This window comes from Synechococcus sp. CCAP 1479/10, from assembly GCF_019038515.1.
Classification (GTDB): domain Bacteria; phylum Cyanobacteriota; class Cyanobacteriia; order PCC-6307; family Cyanobiaceae; genus Cyanobium.
Genome location: NZ_JAFKRJ010000029.1, coordinates 20,609 through 36,151, shown reverse-complemented (window position 1 = coordinate 36,151; position 15,543 = coordinate 20,609). Strand labels below are relative to the sequence as shown.

General features: G+C 69.7%; 11 protein-coding genes. 3 read left to right on the top strand and 8 right to left on the bottom strand.

The features are described from left to right. The first annotated feature begins 1 nt into the window (after position 1). Positions 2-1,912: a fumarate reductase/succinate dehydrogenase flavoprotein subunit gene (locus tag KUG39_RS10885; RefSeq protein WP_286194004.1), complete on the top strand. Its 1,911-nt coding sequence runs from the start codon at positions 2-4 to the stop codon at positions 1,910-1,912. On the opposite strand, the gene KUG39_RS10880 is transcribed toward KUG39_RS10885, so the two are convergent. Beyond that, a complete protein-coding gene (locus KUG39_RS10880; protein WP_216912762.1) occupies positions 1,869-3,602 on the bottom strand; it encodes a putative bifunctional diguanylate cyclase/phosphodiesterase in 1,734 nt (577 codons plus the stop codon). The genes KUG39_RS10885 and KUG39_RS10880 overlap by 44 nt on opposite strands. Before the next feature lie 229 nt (positions 3,603-3,831). On the opposite strand from KUG39_RS10880, the gene KUG39_RS10875 reads away from it, so the two are divergent. Continuing rightward, positions 3,832-4,575 carry a succinate dehydrogenase/fumarate reductase iron-sulfur subunit gene (locus tag KUG39_RS10875; RefSeq protein ID WP_216912760.1) on the top strand — a complete coding sequence of 248 codons (744 nt, stop codon included), beginning with the start codon at positions 3,832-3,834 and terminating at the stop codon, positions 4,573-4,575. A gap of 4 nt (positions 4,576-4,579) precedes the next feature. Here KUG39_RS10875 and KUG39_RS10870 read toward each other — a convergent pair whose 3' ends face one another. The 3 genes from KUG39_RS10870 to KUG39_RS10860 form a co-directional block, all read right to left on the bottom strand. Beyond that, positions 4,580-5,683: an acetate/propionate family kinase gene (locus KUG39_RS10870; protein ID WP_216912758.1), complete on the bottom strand. Its 1,104-nt coding sequence runs from the start codon at positions 5,681-5,683 to the stop codon at positions 4,580-4,582. Further along, complete coding sequence (locus KUG39_RS10865) at positions 5,680-8,112, bottom strand: phosphoketolase family protein (RefSeq protein WP_216912755.1); 2,433 nt, start codon at positions 8,110-8,112, stop codon at positions 5,680-5,682. The genes KUG39_RS10870 and KUG39_RS10865 overlap by 4 nt, the downstream gene beginning before the upstream one ends. Positions 8,113-8,222: 110 nt before the next feature. Then, positions 8,223-8,843, bottom strand: coding sequence for a histidine phosphatase family protein (locus KUG39_RS10860; protein WP_216912753.1), 621 nt, complete (start codon positions 8,841-8,843; stop codon positions 8,223-8,225). A 151-nt stretch (positions 8,844-8,994) separates the two neighbouring features. Between KUG39_RS10860 and KUG39_RS10855 the strand changes: the two genes are divergently transcribed. Then, positions 8,995-11,193: a molybdopterin oxidoreductase family protein gene (locus tag KUG39_RS10855; RefSeq protein ID WP_216912751.1), complete on the top strand. Its 2,199-nt coding sequence runs from the start codon at positions 8,995-8,997 to the stop codon at positions 11,191-11,193. On the opposite strand, the gene KUG39_RS10850 is transcribed toward KUG39_RS10855, so the two are convergent. From KUG39_RS10850 to ntrB, 4 genes are read right to left on the bottom strand one after another with little or no spacing between them, the layout of a single operon-like run. Next, positions 11,164-11,745 carry a Crp/Fnr family transcriptional regulator gene (locus tag KUG39_RS10850; RefSeq protein ID WP_216912749.1) on the bottom strand — a complete coding sequence of 194 codons (582 nt, stop codon included), beginning with the start codon at positions 11,743-11,745 and terminating at the stop codon, positions 11,164-11,166. The two genes, KUG39_RS10855 and KUG39_RS10850, sit on opposite strands and share 30 nt — an antisense overlap. A gap of 20 nt (positions 11,746-11,765) precedes the next feature. After that, positions 11,766-12,599 carry a nitrate ABC transporter ATP-binding protein gene (locus KUG39_RS10845; protein WP_216912747.1) on the bottom strand — a complete coding sequence of 278 codons (834 nt, stop codon included), beginning with the start codon at positions 12,597-12,599 and terminating at the stop codon, positions 11,766-11,768. 38 nt (positions 12,600-12,637) lie between these two features. Next, entirely contained in the window at positions 12,638-14,674 is a 2,037-nt protein-coding gene (locus KUG39_RS10840) for an ABC transporter ATP-binding/substrate-binding protein (RefSeq protein ID WP_216912745.1), read from the bottom strand. Positions 14,675-14,676: 2 nt separating this feature from the next. Further along, positions 14,677-15,510, bottom strand: coding sequence for a nitrate ABC transporter permease (gene ntrB / locus KUG39_RS10835; protein WP_094586387.1), 834 nt, complete (start codon positions 15,508-15,510; stop codon positions 14,677-14,679). Between the last annotated feature and the right edge of the window lie 33 nt (positions 15,511-15,543).

The window sequence follows — 15,543 nt, the reverse complement described above, 5'->3', positions numbered from 1 at the left end:
GATGCCGCTGGATCCGCGCCTGCCCGACGGCCCCGTCGCCACCGCCTGGCAGCGCTGCCGCGAGAACCTGCCGCTGATCAGCCCCAACCGCAAGCAGCGGCTGCGGATCCTGGTGGTGGGCAGCGGTCTGGCGGGGGCCTCGGCCGCCGCCAGCCTGGCCGAGCAGGGCTACCGGGTGCAGGTGCTCACCTATCACGACAGCCCCCGGCGGGCCCATTCCGTGGCGGCCCAGGGGGGCATCAACGCCGCCCGCAACTACGCCAACGACGGCGACAGCGTCGAGCGCCTGTTCCGCGACACGGTGAAGGGGGGTGATTTCCGCGCCCGGGAAGCCGGCTGCTACCGGCTGGCCGAGATCAGCGGCGCGATCATCGACCAGTGCGTGGCCCAGGGGGTGCCCTTCGCCCGGGAGTACGGGGGCACCCTCGCCAACCGCAGCTTCGGCGGCGCCCTGGTGAGCCGCACCTTCTACGCCCGGGGCCAGACGGGCCAGCAGCTGCTCTATGGCGCCTACCAGGCGATGCTGCGCCAGGTCGCCGCCGGGCGGGTGGAGCTGCTCTGCCGCCGCGACATGCTCGACCTGATCGTCCATGACGGCAGGGCCAGGGGGGTGGTCTGCCGTCACCAGCTCACCGGCGCCCTGGAGGTGATCAGCGCCGATGCGGTGCTGCTGGCGACCGGCGGCTATTCGAACGTCTTCTACCTGTCCACCAATGCCCTGAAGTCGAACGCCACGGCGATCTGGCAGGCCCACCGGCGGGGGGCCTGCTTCGCCAACCCCTGCTTCACCCAGATCCACCCCACCTGCATCCCCAGCGGCGACGCCCACCAGAGCAAGCTCACCCTGATGAGCGAGAGCCTGCGCAACGACGGCCGGATCTGGCTGCCGCTGCACCCCGGCGACGACCGGCCTCCGGCGGCGATTCCGGAGGCGGAGCGGGACTACTTCCTTGAGCGCCAGTACCCCAGCTACGGCAATCTGGTGCCCCGGGATCTGGCCTCACGTCGGGCCCGGGAGCTGTGCCTGGAGGGCCGGGGCGTCGGGCCCGGCGGCCGCTCCGTCTACCTCGACCTGGCCGGCGCCATCGCCCGGGACGGCACCGGGGCGATCGACGCCCGCTACGGGAACCTGCTGGAGATGTACGAGCGGATCACCGGCGACGACCCCAGGGCCACGCCGATGCGGATCTATCCCGCCCCCCACTACACGATGGGTGGGCTGTGGGTCGACTACCACCTGATGAGCACGGTGGGCGGCCTGTTCGTGCTCGGGGAGGCCAACTTTTCCGAGCACGGCGCCAACCGGCTCGGGGCCAGTGCCCTGATGCAGGCCCTGGCTGATGGTTACTTCATCGCCCCGGCGACGGTGACGGGCTGGCTGGCCGGCGCCGGTGCCGGCGCCTTGGCGGACGACCACCCGGCCTGCCGGGGGGCCGTGGCGGCGGTGGAGGCCCGCATCGGGGCCCTGCGAAGCACGGGGGGAAGCCAGCCTGTGGATGTTTTCCACCGCCGGCTGGGCCACCTGATGATCGACGCCTGCGGCATCAGCCGCCGCTCCGATCGCCTCACGGCGGCGCTCACCGAGCTGGAGGCCCTGCGCCAGGACTTCCTCCGGGACCTGCGCCTCCCTGACCAGGACGGTGTGCTCGACGGCGAACTGGAGAAGGCCCTGCGCCTGGAGGACTTCTTCGGACTGGCGGATCTGATGCTGCGGGACGCCCTGGCGCGGGAGGAATCCTGCGGCGCCCACTTCCGCGAGGAGCATCAGACCCCGGACGGCGAAGCCCTGCGGGACGACGAGCGCTTCGCCCACATCGCGGCCTGGGAGCACCGCCCCGGCGGCACCCCCCTGCGCCACAGCGAGCCCCTCACCTACCGATCCGTTGTGCCGGGACCGCGAAACTACGGCTGAGCGGTTCGGGCCGGCCGAAGAAGAATCCCTGGCCCTGGTCGCAGCCCATGGCCAGCAGTCCTTCGTGCTGCTCGGCGGTCTCGATGCCTTCGGCGATCAGGCCCAGGCCCAGGTCGTGGGAGAGGCGGATCATGGCCTCGAGCACCACGGCCTTGCGGTGGTCGTTGAGAAAGTCGGCGATGAAACTGCGGTCGACCTTGATCGAATCGATCGGCAGCCGCGCCAGCCACGACATGCTGGAGTAACCCGTGCCGAAGTCATCGAGATGCACCTTGACGCCGGCCTCCCGCAGGCGGCTCAGCTCGGAGGTGGCCAGTTCGGGGTGCTCGATCAGGATGCTTTCGGTCACCTCGATCACGGTCCAGCCGGGATCCACCCCGAGCCGTTCCGCCTGGGTGAGGAAGTAATCGCTGAGGCCGCTTTCCTTCAGCTGCAGGGGACTCACATTGATCGCCATCGTGATCTCCGAGCCCTCGGCGCGCAGCTGGCTGAGATGGCGGAGGGCTTCGCTGATCACCCAGCGGCCGATCGGCAGGATCAGGGCCGTGCGCTCGGCGAGGGGGATGAATTCCGAGGGGGTGGCGATCGGCGCCGTGATCGCCCCGAGGCGCAGCAGTGCCTCCATCCCCACCACCGCCCGATCCTCAAGCCCGACGATCGGCTGATAGGCGAGGAACATGGCCTCGTGCTGGATCGCCCCCTCCAGCTGATGGCGCAGATGGATGTTCTTCCTGACCTTCTTGTCGATGGAGGAATGGTAAAAAGCGATGTGCTGATCGTTGGTCTTGGCTTCGTACATGGCGAGATCAGCCCGCCGGATCAACTCATCCACGGTGATGTCCGGATCATCCGAGATGGTGATGCCGATGCTCATCGACGGGCGGATCGTGTGGTCCTCCACCGACCACGCCTGACCGACGGCATCATTGAGCCGCATCGCCAGCTGCAGGGCATCGGCCTCATTGAAGATGCCCATCGTCAGCACGACGAACTCATCGCCACCAAGGCGGGAAAGGATGTCGCCGAAGCGCAGGGAGTGCTGCAGCCGGCGGCCGATCTCGATCAGCAGGTCATCGCCGATCTGATGGCCGTGCAGATCGTTGATCTCCTTGAAGCTGTTGAGATCGCAGAACAGGATGCTGATCCGGCCGCCACTCTGGCGCTGAGTCTTGAGGGCGGCCCGGATGCTGACGTGGAGCCCGCGGCGGTTGGGCAGGCCGGTGACGGGACACTCCATCACCTTGGTGGCCAGGGCGAGGCGTTCCAGTTCCAGGGCCCGGTTCAGGTTCTCGGTCTGCTGGCGGCGCCGCTCAATCCGCTCGGCCTCGACCCGCAGCTGCTCGTAGGAGAGCAGGGCGCTGACGTCCCGGAAGCAGAAGATGAGCGGCCTCAGCCGCTCGCTGCGAATGGGCTTCCACTCGATCTCGATGGCCCGCAGCTCGCTGCGGTCCAGCACCCGGGTGAAGTGGCCCCCCAGGTCGCCGCCGGCGAGCACCAGCTCCGGGTTGAGCAGGGGGGCACTGTCGCAGTCGCGGGGCAGCTGGTCGTAGATCGATTCCCCCAGGACCGCCGGGGGGGTGCGGTCCACCAGCCGCGCGTAGCTGGCGTTGCACCAGAGCACCCGCCCCTCGCAGCTGGTGATCACCAGGGCATCGCTGATCGTGCCGAGGGCCGCCTCAAGCCGTCCCATCGACCGGCGAAGCTCCACGACTAGTTTTCGGTGATCGTTCACGCGGCAGCAGGGACCCGATCGGGCATGGCGGGCCGGAACCCTATTTCTGAAAATTTACTGAGTATTGCATCTTTCGCCTTGGGACCGGGGCCATTGCGGCGTGGATGAAGCGGAACGACAACATCCCCGCCGCCTGACCGGCAGAATCAGCCCCGACGCCACGGCTGTCCCCGCCACGGCCGTTTCCATGCAGACCGTTTCCCTCACCCTGAGGATCTGGCGCCAGGCCGGTCCCGACCAGCCCGGCGGCTTCGAGGTCCATGGGCTGGAGGGGGTGTCCACCGACCTCTCCCTGCTGGAAGCCCTCGACCTGCTCAACGAACGGCTGATCGCCGCCGGTGGCCGGCCGGTGGGCTTCGAGCACGACTGCCGCGAGGGCATCTGCGGGTCCTGCGGCTTTCTGGTCAACGGCCAGGCCCAGGGGCCCCAGCGGGCGACCAGCGTCTGCCAGCTCTACCTGCGCCAGTTCCGCGACGGCGCCGTGCTGACGCTGGAGCCCTTCCGCGCCCGGGCCTTTCCCGTCCTGCAGGACCTGGCCGTGGACCGTTCCGCCTTCGACCGGATCATCGCCAGTGGCGGCTACTGCTCGATCAACACCGGCAGTGCGCCGGAGGCCAACGCCCTGCTGATCGGCCGGGAGCAGGCGGCCCAGGCCTTCGACACCGCCGCCTGCATCGGCTGCGGCGCCTGCGTGGCCAGCTGCCGCAACGCCTCCGCCAGCCTGTTCGTGGCCGCCAAGCTGGCACACCTGGGCCAGCTGCCCCAGGGCCAGCCGGAGCGGCGGCAGCGCGCCCGGGCGATGCAGGACCAGATGGTCAGCGAGGGCTTCGGCAGCTGCAGCAGCCACCTGGAATGCGAGGCCGTTTGCCCCAAGCAGATCTCCGCCGACTGGATCAGCTGGATGCACCGCGAGTCCTGGCGCCGCCCCTGAGGCCTCAGGGGCCGGCCGCACCGCAGTGCCGGGCGATCACCCCCTCCTCATCGGCGGGGATCCGCAGCAGCTCGAAGGGCGCCAGCCAGGCCAGCGCCGCCTCCAGCTCCTCCCCAAGGGCCCGGTCGTGTTCACCGATGCCGCCGGTGAGGGCGATCACGTCGACCCCGCCCAGGCTGGCGGCCATGGCCCCGATGCCCTGCAGCAGCTGGTGGCGGAACACCGCGATCGCCAGCTCGGCGCCGGCGTGGCCTGCGGCGGCGGCCTGGCGCAGGTCCTTCATGCTGGCGCTCAGCCCCGAGAGGCCCAGCAGGCCGCTCTCCTGCTGCAGCCCGTGGTCGAGTTCCTCGGCCGTGACGCCCCGGCGCAGCTGGTGCAGCAGCAGGCCGGGATCGATGGAGCCGCTGCGGGTGGCCATCACCAGCCCCTCCAGGGGCGTGTAGCCCATGGTGGTGGCGATGCTGCGGCCCCCCCGGATGGCGCAGAGGGAGCAGCCGGCGCCGAGGTGGCAGCTGATCAGCCGCAGCTCCTCGCCGCGGTGCTCGCTTTCGGTGCGGCGGGCCACGGTTTCGGCCACGTGCTGGTGGTTGAGGCCGTGGAAGCCGAAGCGCCGCAGGCCCTCGGCGCGCCAGCGGGCCGGAATCGCGTAGGTGCGGGCCGCCTCCGGCAGGGTGCCGTGGAAGGCCGTGTCGAAGCAGGCCCACTGGGTGATCCCGGGTTGCCAGCGGCTCAGCCAGCGCATCACCCGCAGGGCCGGACCGTTGTGCAGCGGCGCCAGGGGCACCAGCTCCTCCAGGACCGCGAGCACGGCGGCATCGAGCCGGACCGGAGCCGTGAATCGCTCGCCGCCATGGACGACCCGGTGGCCGGCCACCGTCAGCCCGTCAACCCGGCCGGCCAGGGCCCCGGGCAGCCAGGCGTCCAGCACCGCCTCCAGCCGCTCCTCGGGGGCCGACCCTTCCGCGGCGCCGACGCTCCAGCTGCGCTGGTCCCTCCAGAGGCAGTCCCCCGAGCGGGCGTGCACGGAGACCTTGAGGCTGGAGCTGCCGGCGTTCAGCACCAGCACCTCCCCAGCCACCTCGCCGGCCAGCGTCGCCGGCTCCGTCATCCCTGCGCGGACGCCGGGGGCGTCCAGCGCCAGTCGGTCACCTCCGGGGCATCGGTGCCGTGGGTGTGGGCATAGGCCCGGTGGGACAGGATCGCGTCCTGCATCCGCTCCTTGACGTGGGCGGCGCGGGAGCGCAGGAAGGGCACCCGGTTGACGACGTCGATGACCAGATTGAAGCGATCGATCTGGTTGTTCATCGCCAGTTCGAGGGGCGTGTTGATGTTGCCCTTCTCCTTGTAGCCGCGCACGTGGATGTTGGCGTGGTTGGTGCGGCGGTAGGTGAGGCGGTGGATCAGCCAGGGGTAGCCGTGGAAGTTGAAGATCACCGGCCGGTCGGTGGTGAACAGGGTGTCGAAGTCCCGGTCACTGAGGCCGTGGGGGTGTTCGTTCGGCTCGGTGAGGGCGAACAGCTTGACCACGTTGATCACCCGGATCCGCAGGCTGGGGATCTCCCGGTGCAGGATCTCCACCGCCGCCAGCGTCTCCTTGGTGGGGATGTCGCCGGCGCAGGCCATCACCACATCCGGCTCATCGGGGGTGGCGCCGCAGTCGTCGTTGCTGGCCCAGCCGACGATGCTCACCCCCTTGGCCACATGGCGCCGGGCCTGCTCCAGGTTGAAGTACTGCAGGTGCTTCTGCTTGTCGGAGACGATGATGTTGCAGACGTTCGTTTCCTGCAGGGCCTCCTCCGCCACCGCCAGCAGGCAGTTGGCATCCGCCGGCAGGTACACCCGCACCACGTCACCGCTCTTGTTGCCCGCCAGGTCGATGAAGCCGGGATCCTGGTGGGTAAAGCCGTTGTGGTCCTGCCGCCACACCGTGGAGGAGATCAGGCAGTTCCAGGGGCCGATCGGGGCCCGCCAGGTGGCATGCAGCAGGCAGGATTCCAGCCATTTGGCGTGCTGGTTGAACATCGAGGCGATCACATGGGCGAAGGCTTCGTAGGTGTGGAAGAAGCCGTAGCGCCCGGTGAGCAGGTAGCCCTCCATCATTCCCACCAGGGTGTGCTCGCTGAGCATCTCCACCACCCGTCCGCTGCGGGCCAGTTCACTGCCGTTGAGGTCTTCAGGGAGGAATTCCTCCATCCATACCTTCTTGCTCACCTCATAGATGGCCTGCAGCCGGTTGGAGGCGGTTTCGTCGGGGCCGAACACCCGCATGGAGGTGGGATTGGCGCGGATGATGTCGCGAAGCAGTTCGCCGAGGGGGTAGGTGTTCTCCTCCTCCGTGGCGCCGGGGGCCACCACCTGCACCGCGTAGTCCTCCAGGGGCGGGAACTGCAGCTTGCGGCGCAGCAGGCCGCCGTTGGCGTGGGGGTTGGAGCCCATCCGCCGGTGTCCCTGCGGGGAGAGCGCCTGCAGGTCAGGCCGCAGGGTGCCGTGCTCGTCGAACAGCTCCTCGGGCCGGTAGCTCTTGAGCCACTCCTCCAGCAGCTGCAGCTGCTCGGGATCGGTGTTCGGCGCCGCCAGGGGCACCTGGTGGGAGCGCCAGAATCCCTCCAGCTTCTTGCCGTGCAGGGAGGCCGGTCCGGTCCAGCCCTTGGGCGAGCGCAGCACGATCATCGGCCAGGCGGGGCGGACGGCCTCGCCGCTGGCGCGGGCCTCGGCGCGGATCTCCAGGATGCGCCCGACCGCCTGGTCCATGGCGGCGGCCATGGCCCGGTGCATGGCCATCGGCTCGTGGCCTTCGACGAAGATCGGCTCCCAGCCGTAGCCGCGCATCAGGCTGGCCAGCTCCTCGTGGGGGATGCGGGCCAGCAGGGTGGGGTTGGCGATCTTGTAGCCGTTGAGGTGCAGCACCGGCAGCACCGCCCCGTCGCCGATCGGGTTGAGGAACTTGTTGATGTGCCAGGAGGTGGCCAGGGGGCCGGTCTCGGCCTCGCCATCGCCCACGCAGGCCAGGGCGATCAGGTCGGGGTTGTCGAACACCGCCCCGCAGGCGTGCGACAGCACATACCCGAGTTCGCCGCCCTCGTGGATCGAACCGGGGGTTTCCGGGGTGCAGTGGCTGCCGATGTGGCCGGGGAAGGAGAACTGCTTGAAGAAGCGGCGCATCCCCTCGCTGTCCTGGCTCTTGTCCGGGTACACCTCGCTGTAGCTGCCGTCGAGGTAGGTGGGCCCCAGCACGCCGGGGGCGCCATGACCCGGCCCCGACAGATAGATCATGTCGAGGTCGTGGCGGCGGATCGCCCGGTTGGCATGGGCCCAGAGGAAGGCCTGGCCGGGGGAGGACCCCCAGTGCCCTAGCAGCCGGGCCTTGACGTGCTCATGCCGCAGCGGCTGGGCCAGTAACGGGTTGTCCCGCAGATAGATCATCCCGACGGCCAGATAGTTGGCGGCGCGCCACCAGGCATCGATCAGGGACAGCTCCTGCTCCAGTTCCGGCGTCATGGCCTGGGCCTCGAAGGGGGCCATCGTCGAGATGGTCATGGCCGTCACATGCAGGGGGCTCTCGGTTCAACTTTCGCCTGCCTGCAGGGAAAAGCAGGTGATTCGGCGAACCCCCCTGGCGGGGGTCAGCAATCCGACATGGACCGCCCTCAGGGGCCCGGAGCCAGGGGGGCGTTCCAGCACTTCACGGCCGGCAGGCCGCGGTAGTCGGACAGGACTGTGAGGGTGGCGGTGTCGAGCAGGAAATGGGCGCCGTGGCTGGGCGTCAGACCGATCCAGCGGGCCACGAACACCCGCAGCAGATGGCCGTGGGCGACCAGGGCCACCCGGCCGCCCTCCTGCCGCAGCCGGCCGATCACCCGGTCGACCCGTTCCCCCACCTGGGCGGGACTCTCCCCGTCGGGACAGCCATCCCGGAACACCATCCAGCCCGGCCGATCCCGCTCGATCTCCGTGCTCGTCAGACCTTCGTAGGCCCCGTAGTTCCACTCGACCAGATCGGGCTCGAGGCAAGCCTGAGCAGCCAGCCCCGCCAGTTCGCAGGTGCGCCGCGCCCGCTGCAGGGGGCTGCACAGCACCAGGGAGAACGGGCTGGCCGCCAGCAGCGGTGCGAGGCCGCGGGCCGCCTCCTCCCCGCGCGGGGTGAGCGGGATGTCGGTGTTGCCGGTGTGCTGGCCCGAGAGGCTCCAGGCCGTTTCGCCGTGACGGATCAGGACCACCTCAACGGGGCCGGTGGGGGTGGCGGTTGGGCCGTTCTGAATCGTTGTCACGGAAGGGCTCTCGGGGGATGACGTCGTGACACTCACTTAAGCTCGGTGCTCCGGCCGGAGTGGTGATGGGGGTGGCCGCAGCGGACGCCCGAACGTCCGCCGGGAGGCTGCCCGTCGCTGTCGTGCCCCCGCCATCTTGAGCCTCCCCGCCATGCCCCCCTCCCCCTCCGACGGCCCGGCCCGGGCCCAGTGCCCCTATTGCGGCGTCGGCTGCGGTCTGGAGATGAAGCCCCCCGCGCCGGCCACCGAAGGAGGCGCGGCGATCTGGACGGCCCGCGGCGACCGCCACCACCCCTCCTCCCTGGGGCAGGTCTGCGTCAAGGGGGCCACGGTGGGCGAGACCCTGCACCGCAACCGCCTCACCACCCCGCTCTACCGGCCGCGCACCGACCAGCCCTTCGAGCCGATCAGCTGGGACCGGGCCTTCGACCTGATCGAGGCCCAGGTGCGCCGCACCCTGGCCGAGCAGGGCCCCGACGGGATCGCGATCTACGGCTCCGGGCAGTTCCTCACCGAGGACTACTACGTCGCCAACAAGCTCATCAAGGGGGCGCTGGGCAGCAACAGCTTCGATGCCAACTCGCGCCTGTGCATGAGTTCGGCCGTGTCCGGCTACGTGCGCAGCTTCGGCAGCGACGGTCCCCCCTGCTGCTACGACGATCTCGATCAGGCCGACACGGTGCTGCTGATCGGCACCAACACGGCCGAGTGCCATCCGGTGCTGTTCCAGCGGCTGCTGAAGCGCAAGCGCAAGCAGAAGCAGGACCTGCAGATCGTGGTGGTGGATCCCCGCGCCACCGCCACCAGCGACGCGGCCGACCTGCACCTGGCGATCCGGCCCGGCACCGACCTGGCGCTGCTGCATGGCCTCGGCCACCTGCTGCTGGAGCAGGGGGCGGTGGACCGGGCCTACGTGGCGGCGTCCACCGAGGGTTTCGAGGCGCTCGCGGAGCTCTGGGCGGGCTGGACGCCCGAGAAGGTGAGCCTGTTCTGCGGCATCGAGGAGCAACAGCTGCGCCAGCTGGCGGCCCGCTGGGCGGCCAGCACGGGAGTGGTGAGCCTCTGGTCGATGGGGGTGAACCAGAGCGTGGAGGGCACCGCCACCGTGGCGGGGATCATCAACCTGCACCTGGTGAGCGGCCAGATCGGCAGGCCCGGGGCGGGGCCCTTCTCCCTCACCGGCCAGCCCAATGCCATGGGGGGCCGGGAGGCCGGGGGGCTGGCCGGGCTGCTGCCGGGCTACCGCTCCGTCACCGACGCCGGCCACCGCGCCCAGATCGAACGGCATTGGGGCCTGGCGCCGGGGAGCATCGCGCCGGCCTCGGGCCTCACCGTGTGGGAGCAGATCGAGGCGATGGAGCGGGGGGACCTGGGGCTCTGGTGGGTGGCGGCCACCAATCCGCTGGTGAGCTTGCCCTGGCTCGATCGGGTGCGGGCCGCCGTGGCCCGCTGCCCGCTGGTGGTGCTCAGCGAGGCCTACGCCGGCACCGAAACCGCCGCCATCGCCCACCTGGTGCTGCCGGCGGCGCAGTGGAGCGAAAAGGCCGGGGTGATGACCAATTCCGAGCGCCGCGTCACCCTTTGCCATGCCTTCCGTGCGCCTCCGGGGGAGGCCCGTCCCGACTGGGCGATCTTCGCCGAACTGGGCCGGCGCCTGGGTTTCGAGGAGCAGTTCCGCTATGGCTCCTCGGCCGAGGTGTTCGCCGAGTTCGCGGCCATCACCGCGGGCCGGGTGTGCGATCTGAGCGGCCTCAGCCATGGGCTGCTGCAGGAGCACGGTCCCCAGCAATGGCCCTTCCCCGCCGGTACGGCGCCCGGCGGCGGTACCCCGCGCCTGCACACCACCGGCCGCTTCCCCACCCCCTCCGGCCGGGCCCGGTTGATCAGCGAGCAGCCGATGGGCCTGGGGGAACCCCCCGATGGCGAGTACCCCCTGGTGCTTACCGTGGGCCGCTATCTGGAGCAGTGGCACACCATGACCCGCACGGGCCAGGTCGAGCGGTTGCTGCGGCCCCATGCCGAGCCGCTGCTGGAGGTCCATCCCGCCGACGCCCGGGCCCACGGACTGGTCGATGGCGGCCGGGCGCAGGTGAGCTCCCGGCGGGCTGCCGTGACGGCCCGGGTGCTCGTCACCGACCGCATCCGCCAGGGCACGGTGTTCCTGCCGATGCACTGGGGGGCGGCCCAGGAGCAGGCCTGCGAGGCCAACCGGCTGATGCATGCCCTGGGCTGCCCCATCTCCCAGCAGCCGGAGCTCAAGGCCGCGGCGGTGACGCTGCAACCGGTGGCGGTTTCTTCGACACAGGCGCTCGCCGACGCTTCAGCCGATCGGCCCCCAGCCAGCCCCTGAGCCGGCGACCAGCGGCTCCACCAGCCCGGGCGCCAACCGCAGGTCACCGGCCGGGCCACGGCAGGTTTCGATCAGCCGGGCGCGGCGGAGAAGGGAAAACTGCTGGGTCACCGTCACCCGCGTGTGGCCGATCAGATCGGCGATCTGGGCGTGGGTGAGTTGGAGCGGCAGCACGTACCAGTCCTTCTGACGCCGGCCGATGCGTTCGGCCAGCAGCCGCAGCAGGGCCGTGAGCCGTTGCTCGGCCGTGGTGAGCCGGCGGATCAGCAGCAGATCCACGGCCCAGTCATTGAGGCTGTGCTGCCCGGGCTGGGGGGCTTCCACGCCGCATTCGCTCAGGTGCACCGGGGTGATGGCCTCCAGGTGCATGGTGGCCCGTCGCTGAAACTCCAGCGGCAGCTGGTCGCCGGCCTGGAGAAATCCCAGGGTGATGGGCTGGCTGTCGGTGGAGGACAACGACACCTTCAGCAGCCCCCGTTCGATCAGGAAGCAGCGCACGCCATCCTGACGGTCAGGTTCCAGCAACAGGGTGTGGCCTTCGGCGATCGTCACCCCGTCAGGGTGTGGCGGCCTCACTGGTCGTCGTGGGCGAAACGGCGGTAGAGGAAGTCAAGGGCGTGGTTCCGGTAGTCGTAGTACTCCGGCATCTCCATCAGCTGGGCCCGGTGGCGGGGACGGGGGAAGGGCAGTTCGAGGATCTCGCCGATCGTCGCCGCCGGGCCGTTGGTCATCATCACCACCCGGTCGGCGAGGAACAGGGCCTCATCGATGGAGTGGGTGATCATCAGCACGGTCACCCGGTGCTCCTGCCAGATCTTCAGCAGCTCCTCCTGCAGCTCCTCCTTGGTGATCGGATCGAGGGCGCCGAAGGGTTCATCGAGGATCAGCACCTTGGGCTGCAGGGCCAGGGCCCGGGCGATCGAGACCCGCTGCTTCATCCCTCCTGAGAGGCTGCCCGGCTTCTTGTCGGCGGCCTCACTCAGCCCCACCATGGCCAGGTGGCTCTCCACGATCCGGCTGGTGTCGCCGTTGCGTTTGAGGTGGGGGAACACGTTGTTCACCGCCAGGGCCACGTTCTCGGCGGCCGACATCCAGGGCAGCAGCGAATAGTTCTGGAACACCACCATCCGGTCCGGTCCCGGTTCCCGGATCGGCACCGATTCCAGTCGCACCTCGCCGCTGGTGGGCTGGCCGAAGCCGGAGACCAGATCCAGCAGGGTGGATTTACCGCATCCGGAATGGCCGATGACGCAGATGAACTCCCCTTCGGTCACCTCCAGGCTGATGTTGTCCAGCACGGTGTAGGGCCCGTTGGGGGTGGGGTACACCTTGCTGACCCCGTCGATCACCAGGAACGGTTCGGCGGCGCCGGTGGTGGTGGGCTGGGGCGTCGTCAGGGTCTGCATCTGGGCGAAGGAGCGGAAAGGGAGGGGAGGGCGTGGGGTCAGCGGCCGGCCGGGGCGGGCACCGGGGCGTCCGCACTCCGGGCGGGCGGCGGTGGCAGGGGTGCCGGGGCCACGGTCACCTGGCCCTTGATGGGCAGGCGGTCGAGGTAGCTGAGGGGATCGAGCGGGTCGAGGCGATCGCTTTCGAACGCCGCCGCCACCGCTGACGGGGGGCGCTCCGCGGCCGGCAGCCCCAGGGCGGCGGCCGCGCTCCGGAACAGGGCCCGATCCTGCACGCGCTCGGCCACCTCCTGCCAGTTGCTGGGGAAGCTGGTCAGGCCCCAGCGGCCCAGCTGGCTCAGGATCCAGACCGCCTCCGCCGGGTTGGGCTCGTTGACCTCGGGGCCGAAGAAGCGGTTGAAGGAGGGCATGGCGGTGGGGGCGCCGGTGCCGCGGTCGTAGGCATCGACGAGGCCCGGCCGGATCGTCGCCAGATCGGTGCCCACGTACGGACCCTGGGAGAGCAGCTCGGCCAGTTCGTCGCGGTGGGCCGGGTCTTCGCAGTAGCGGCAGGCCTCCAGCAGCGCCAGCACCAGGGCCCGGTGGGTGCGGGGGTAGGCGGTCGCCCAGGCCTCCTTCACCCCCAGCACCTTCTCGCCGTGGCCGTTCCAGAGCTCCACATCGGTGGCGATCACCGTGCCGAGACCCTCCAGGACGGCGCGGGAGTTCCAGGGTTCGCCGACGCAGTAGCCATCGATGGTGCCCGCCTTGAGGGCCGCCACCATCTGGGGCGGCGGGATCACCAGCAGTTCCACGTCGCGCTCGGGGTGGATCCCCGCAGAGGCCAGCCAGGCCCGCAGCATCAGGTTGTGCATCGAGGCCGGATGCACCACGGCAAGCACCGGCCTGGACTCCGGGTGGGCGGCGATCCAGTCCTTGAAGTCGGCCAGGGTGTTCACCCCGGCCTCGTGGAAGCGGCGGTGCAGGGTGATGGCATTGCCGTTGCAGCTGAGGGTGAGGGCACTCACCATCGCCAGGGGCGGCTGGCCGCCGCAGCCGAGGGTCATGGCGATCGGCATCCCCGCCACCATCAGCGCCCCGTCGAGCACGCCCTGGCGCACGTGGGTCTCGAGGGTTTTCCAGTTGCTCTCGCGCCGCAGCCGCACCTGGGTGAGGCCGTACCTGGCGAAGAAGCCCTTCTCCTGGGCCACCACCAGCGGCAGGCAGTCGGTCAGGGGAATGAAGCCCAGCTCCAGGTTCACCTTCTCGAGGCCGTCGGCGGCGACCGGCTCGGCGGGCTTGAGCCGCTGCTGCCGGGCCCGGCGCTGGTCCGTCAGGAAGTTGACGATCTCGGCCCGCAGCCCGTAGTAGCGGGGGTGCTCCACCGTGCCCAGCTGGGTGCGGGGCCGGGGCAGGGGCACCTCGAGAACCTGGTCGATGTGGGCCTCGGGGCCGTTGGTCATCAGCACCACCCGGTCGGAGAGCAGCAGGGCTTCGTCGACGTCGTGGGTGACCATCAGGGCGGTGACCTTCGCCTCCTGGCAGATCCGCATCAGCTGCTCCTGCAGGTTGCCCCGGGTGAGGGCGTCGAGGGCGCCGAAGGGCTCATCGAGGAGCAGCAGCTTCGGCCGCAGGGCCAGGGCGCGGGCGATGGCGACCCGTTGCTTCATGCCGCCGGAGATCTCCCGGGGGTACTTGTCGGCGGCGGCCTTCAGGCCCACCAGCTGGATGTGGTGCTCGATGATCGCCTCCCGCTCCCGGCGGTCGCTGGCGGCGATCACGTTGTCGACGCCCAGGGCGATGTTCTGGCGCACCGTGAGCCAGGGGAGCAGCGAGTAGTTCTGGAATACCACCATCCGATCCGGGCCTGGATCGGTGACCTGCCGGCCGTTCATCAGGATGCCGCCCTGGGTGGCGCTGGTGAGGCCGGCCAGGAGGTTCAGCAGGGTGGACTTGCCGCAGCCGGAGTGGCCGACGAGGGAGATGAATTCGCCTTCGGCGATATCGAGAAAGATGTCCCTCAGGGCCACGTATTCACCCCCGCCGGGCAGGGGGAAGGCCTGGGTGACGTGGTCGACGGTGAAAAGGGCGGCCATGGTCAGGCGGCTCCCTTGCTGAGCTTGCGGCCGACGAAGGCCACCAGGCGATCGAGCAGCAGACCGACGATGCCCACATAGATGATGGCCAGCACAATCTCGCTGGAGCTGCCATCGCCCCCAGAGTTGTAGGCATCCCAGATGAAATAGCCAATGCCGCCATCGGCCTTGAGCATCTCGGCGGCCACGATCGCCAGCCAGGCCAGTCCCACGGCGATCCGCAGTCCCGCGAACACGAAGGGCACCGTCGCCGGGATGACGATGTCTTTGATGTAGGCGCTTTTTCGCAGCTTCAGCACCCGGGCCACGTTGATGTAGTCCTCGGGAATCTGACGAATGCCCACGGCCGTGTTGATGATGATGGGCCAGATCGCCGTGATGAAGATGACGAACACGGCCGAGACGGCGGAGTCCTGAAACACCATGAGGGCGATCGGGAACCAAGCCAGGGGCGGCACGGTGCGCAGCACCTGGATCACGGGATCAAAGCCCTTGCCGAGGAAGCGGCTCATCCCCAGGAGGCCGCCGATGGTGATCCCCACCACGGCGGCCAGCCCATAGCCCATGGCCACCCGCTGCAGCGAGATCAGGATCTGCCAGGCCAGGCCCTTGCTGGTGCCGCCATCATCGAAGAAAGGATGGATGATGTAAGGGTCCCAGGTGTCGGCGACGACATTGATGGGCCCTGGCAGGCGGGCAACCCCCAGGATCAGGGACACCAGCTGCCACACCACCAGAAAGGCGCCGATGCAGATCACATAGGGGGACACCCAGGAGACCCAGATCGGCGTGATCCTTCTGGACCGGTTGTGGGGTGCTGCTGCGCTGAGGGCCATGGGGGAAGGGTGGGAACGGGCTGGAGGAACAAG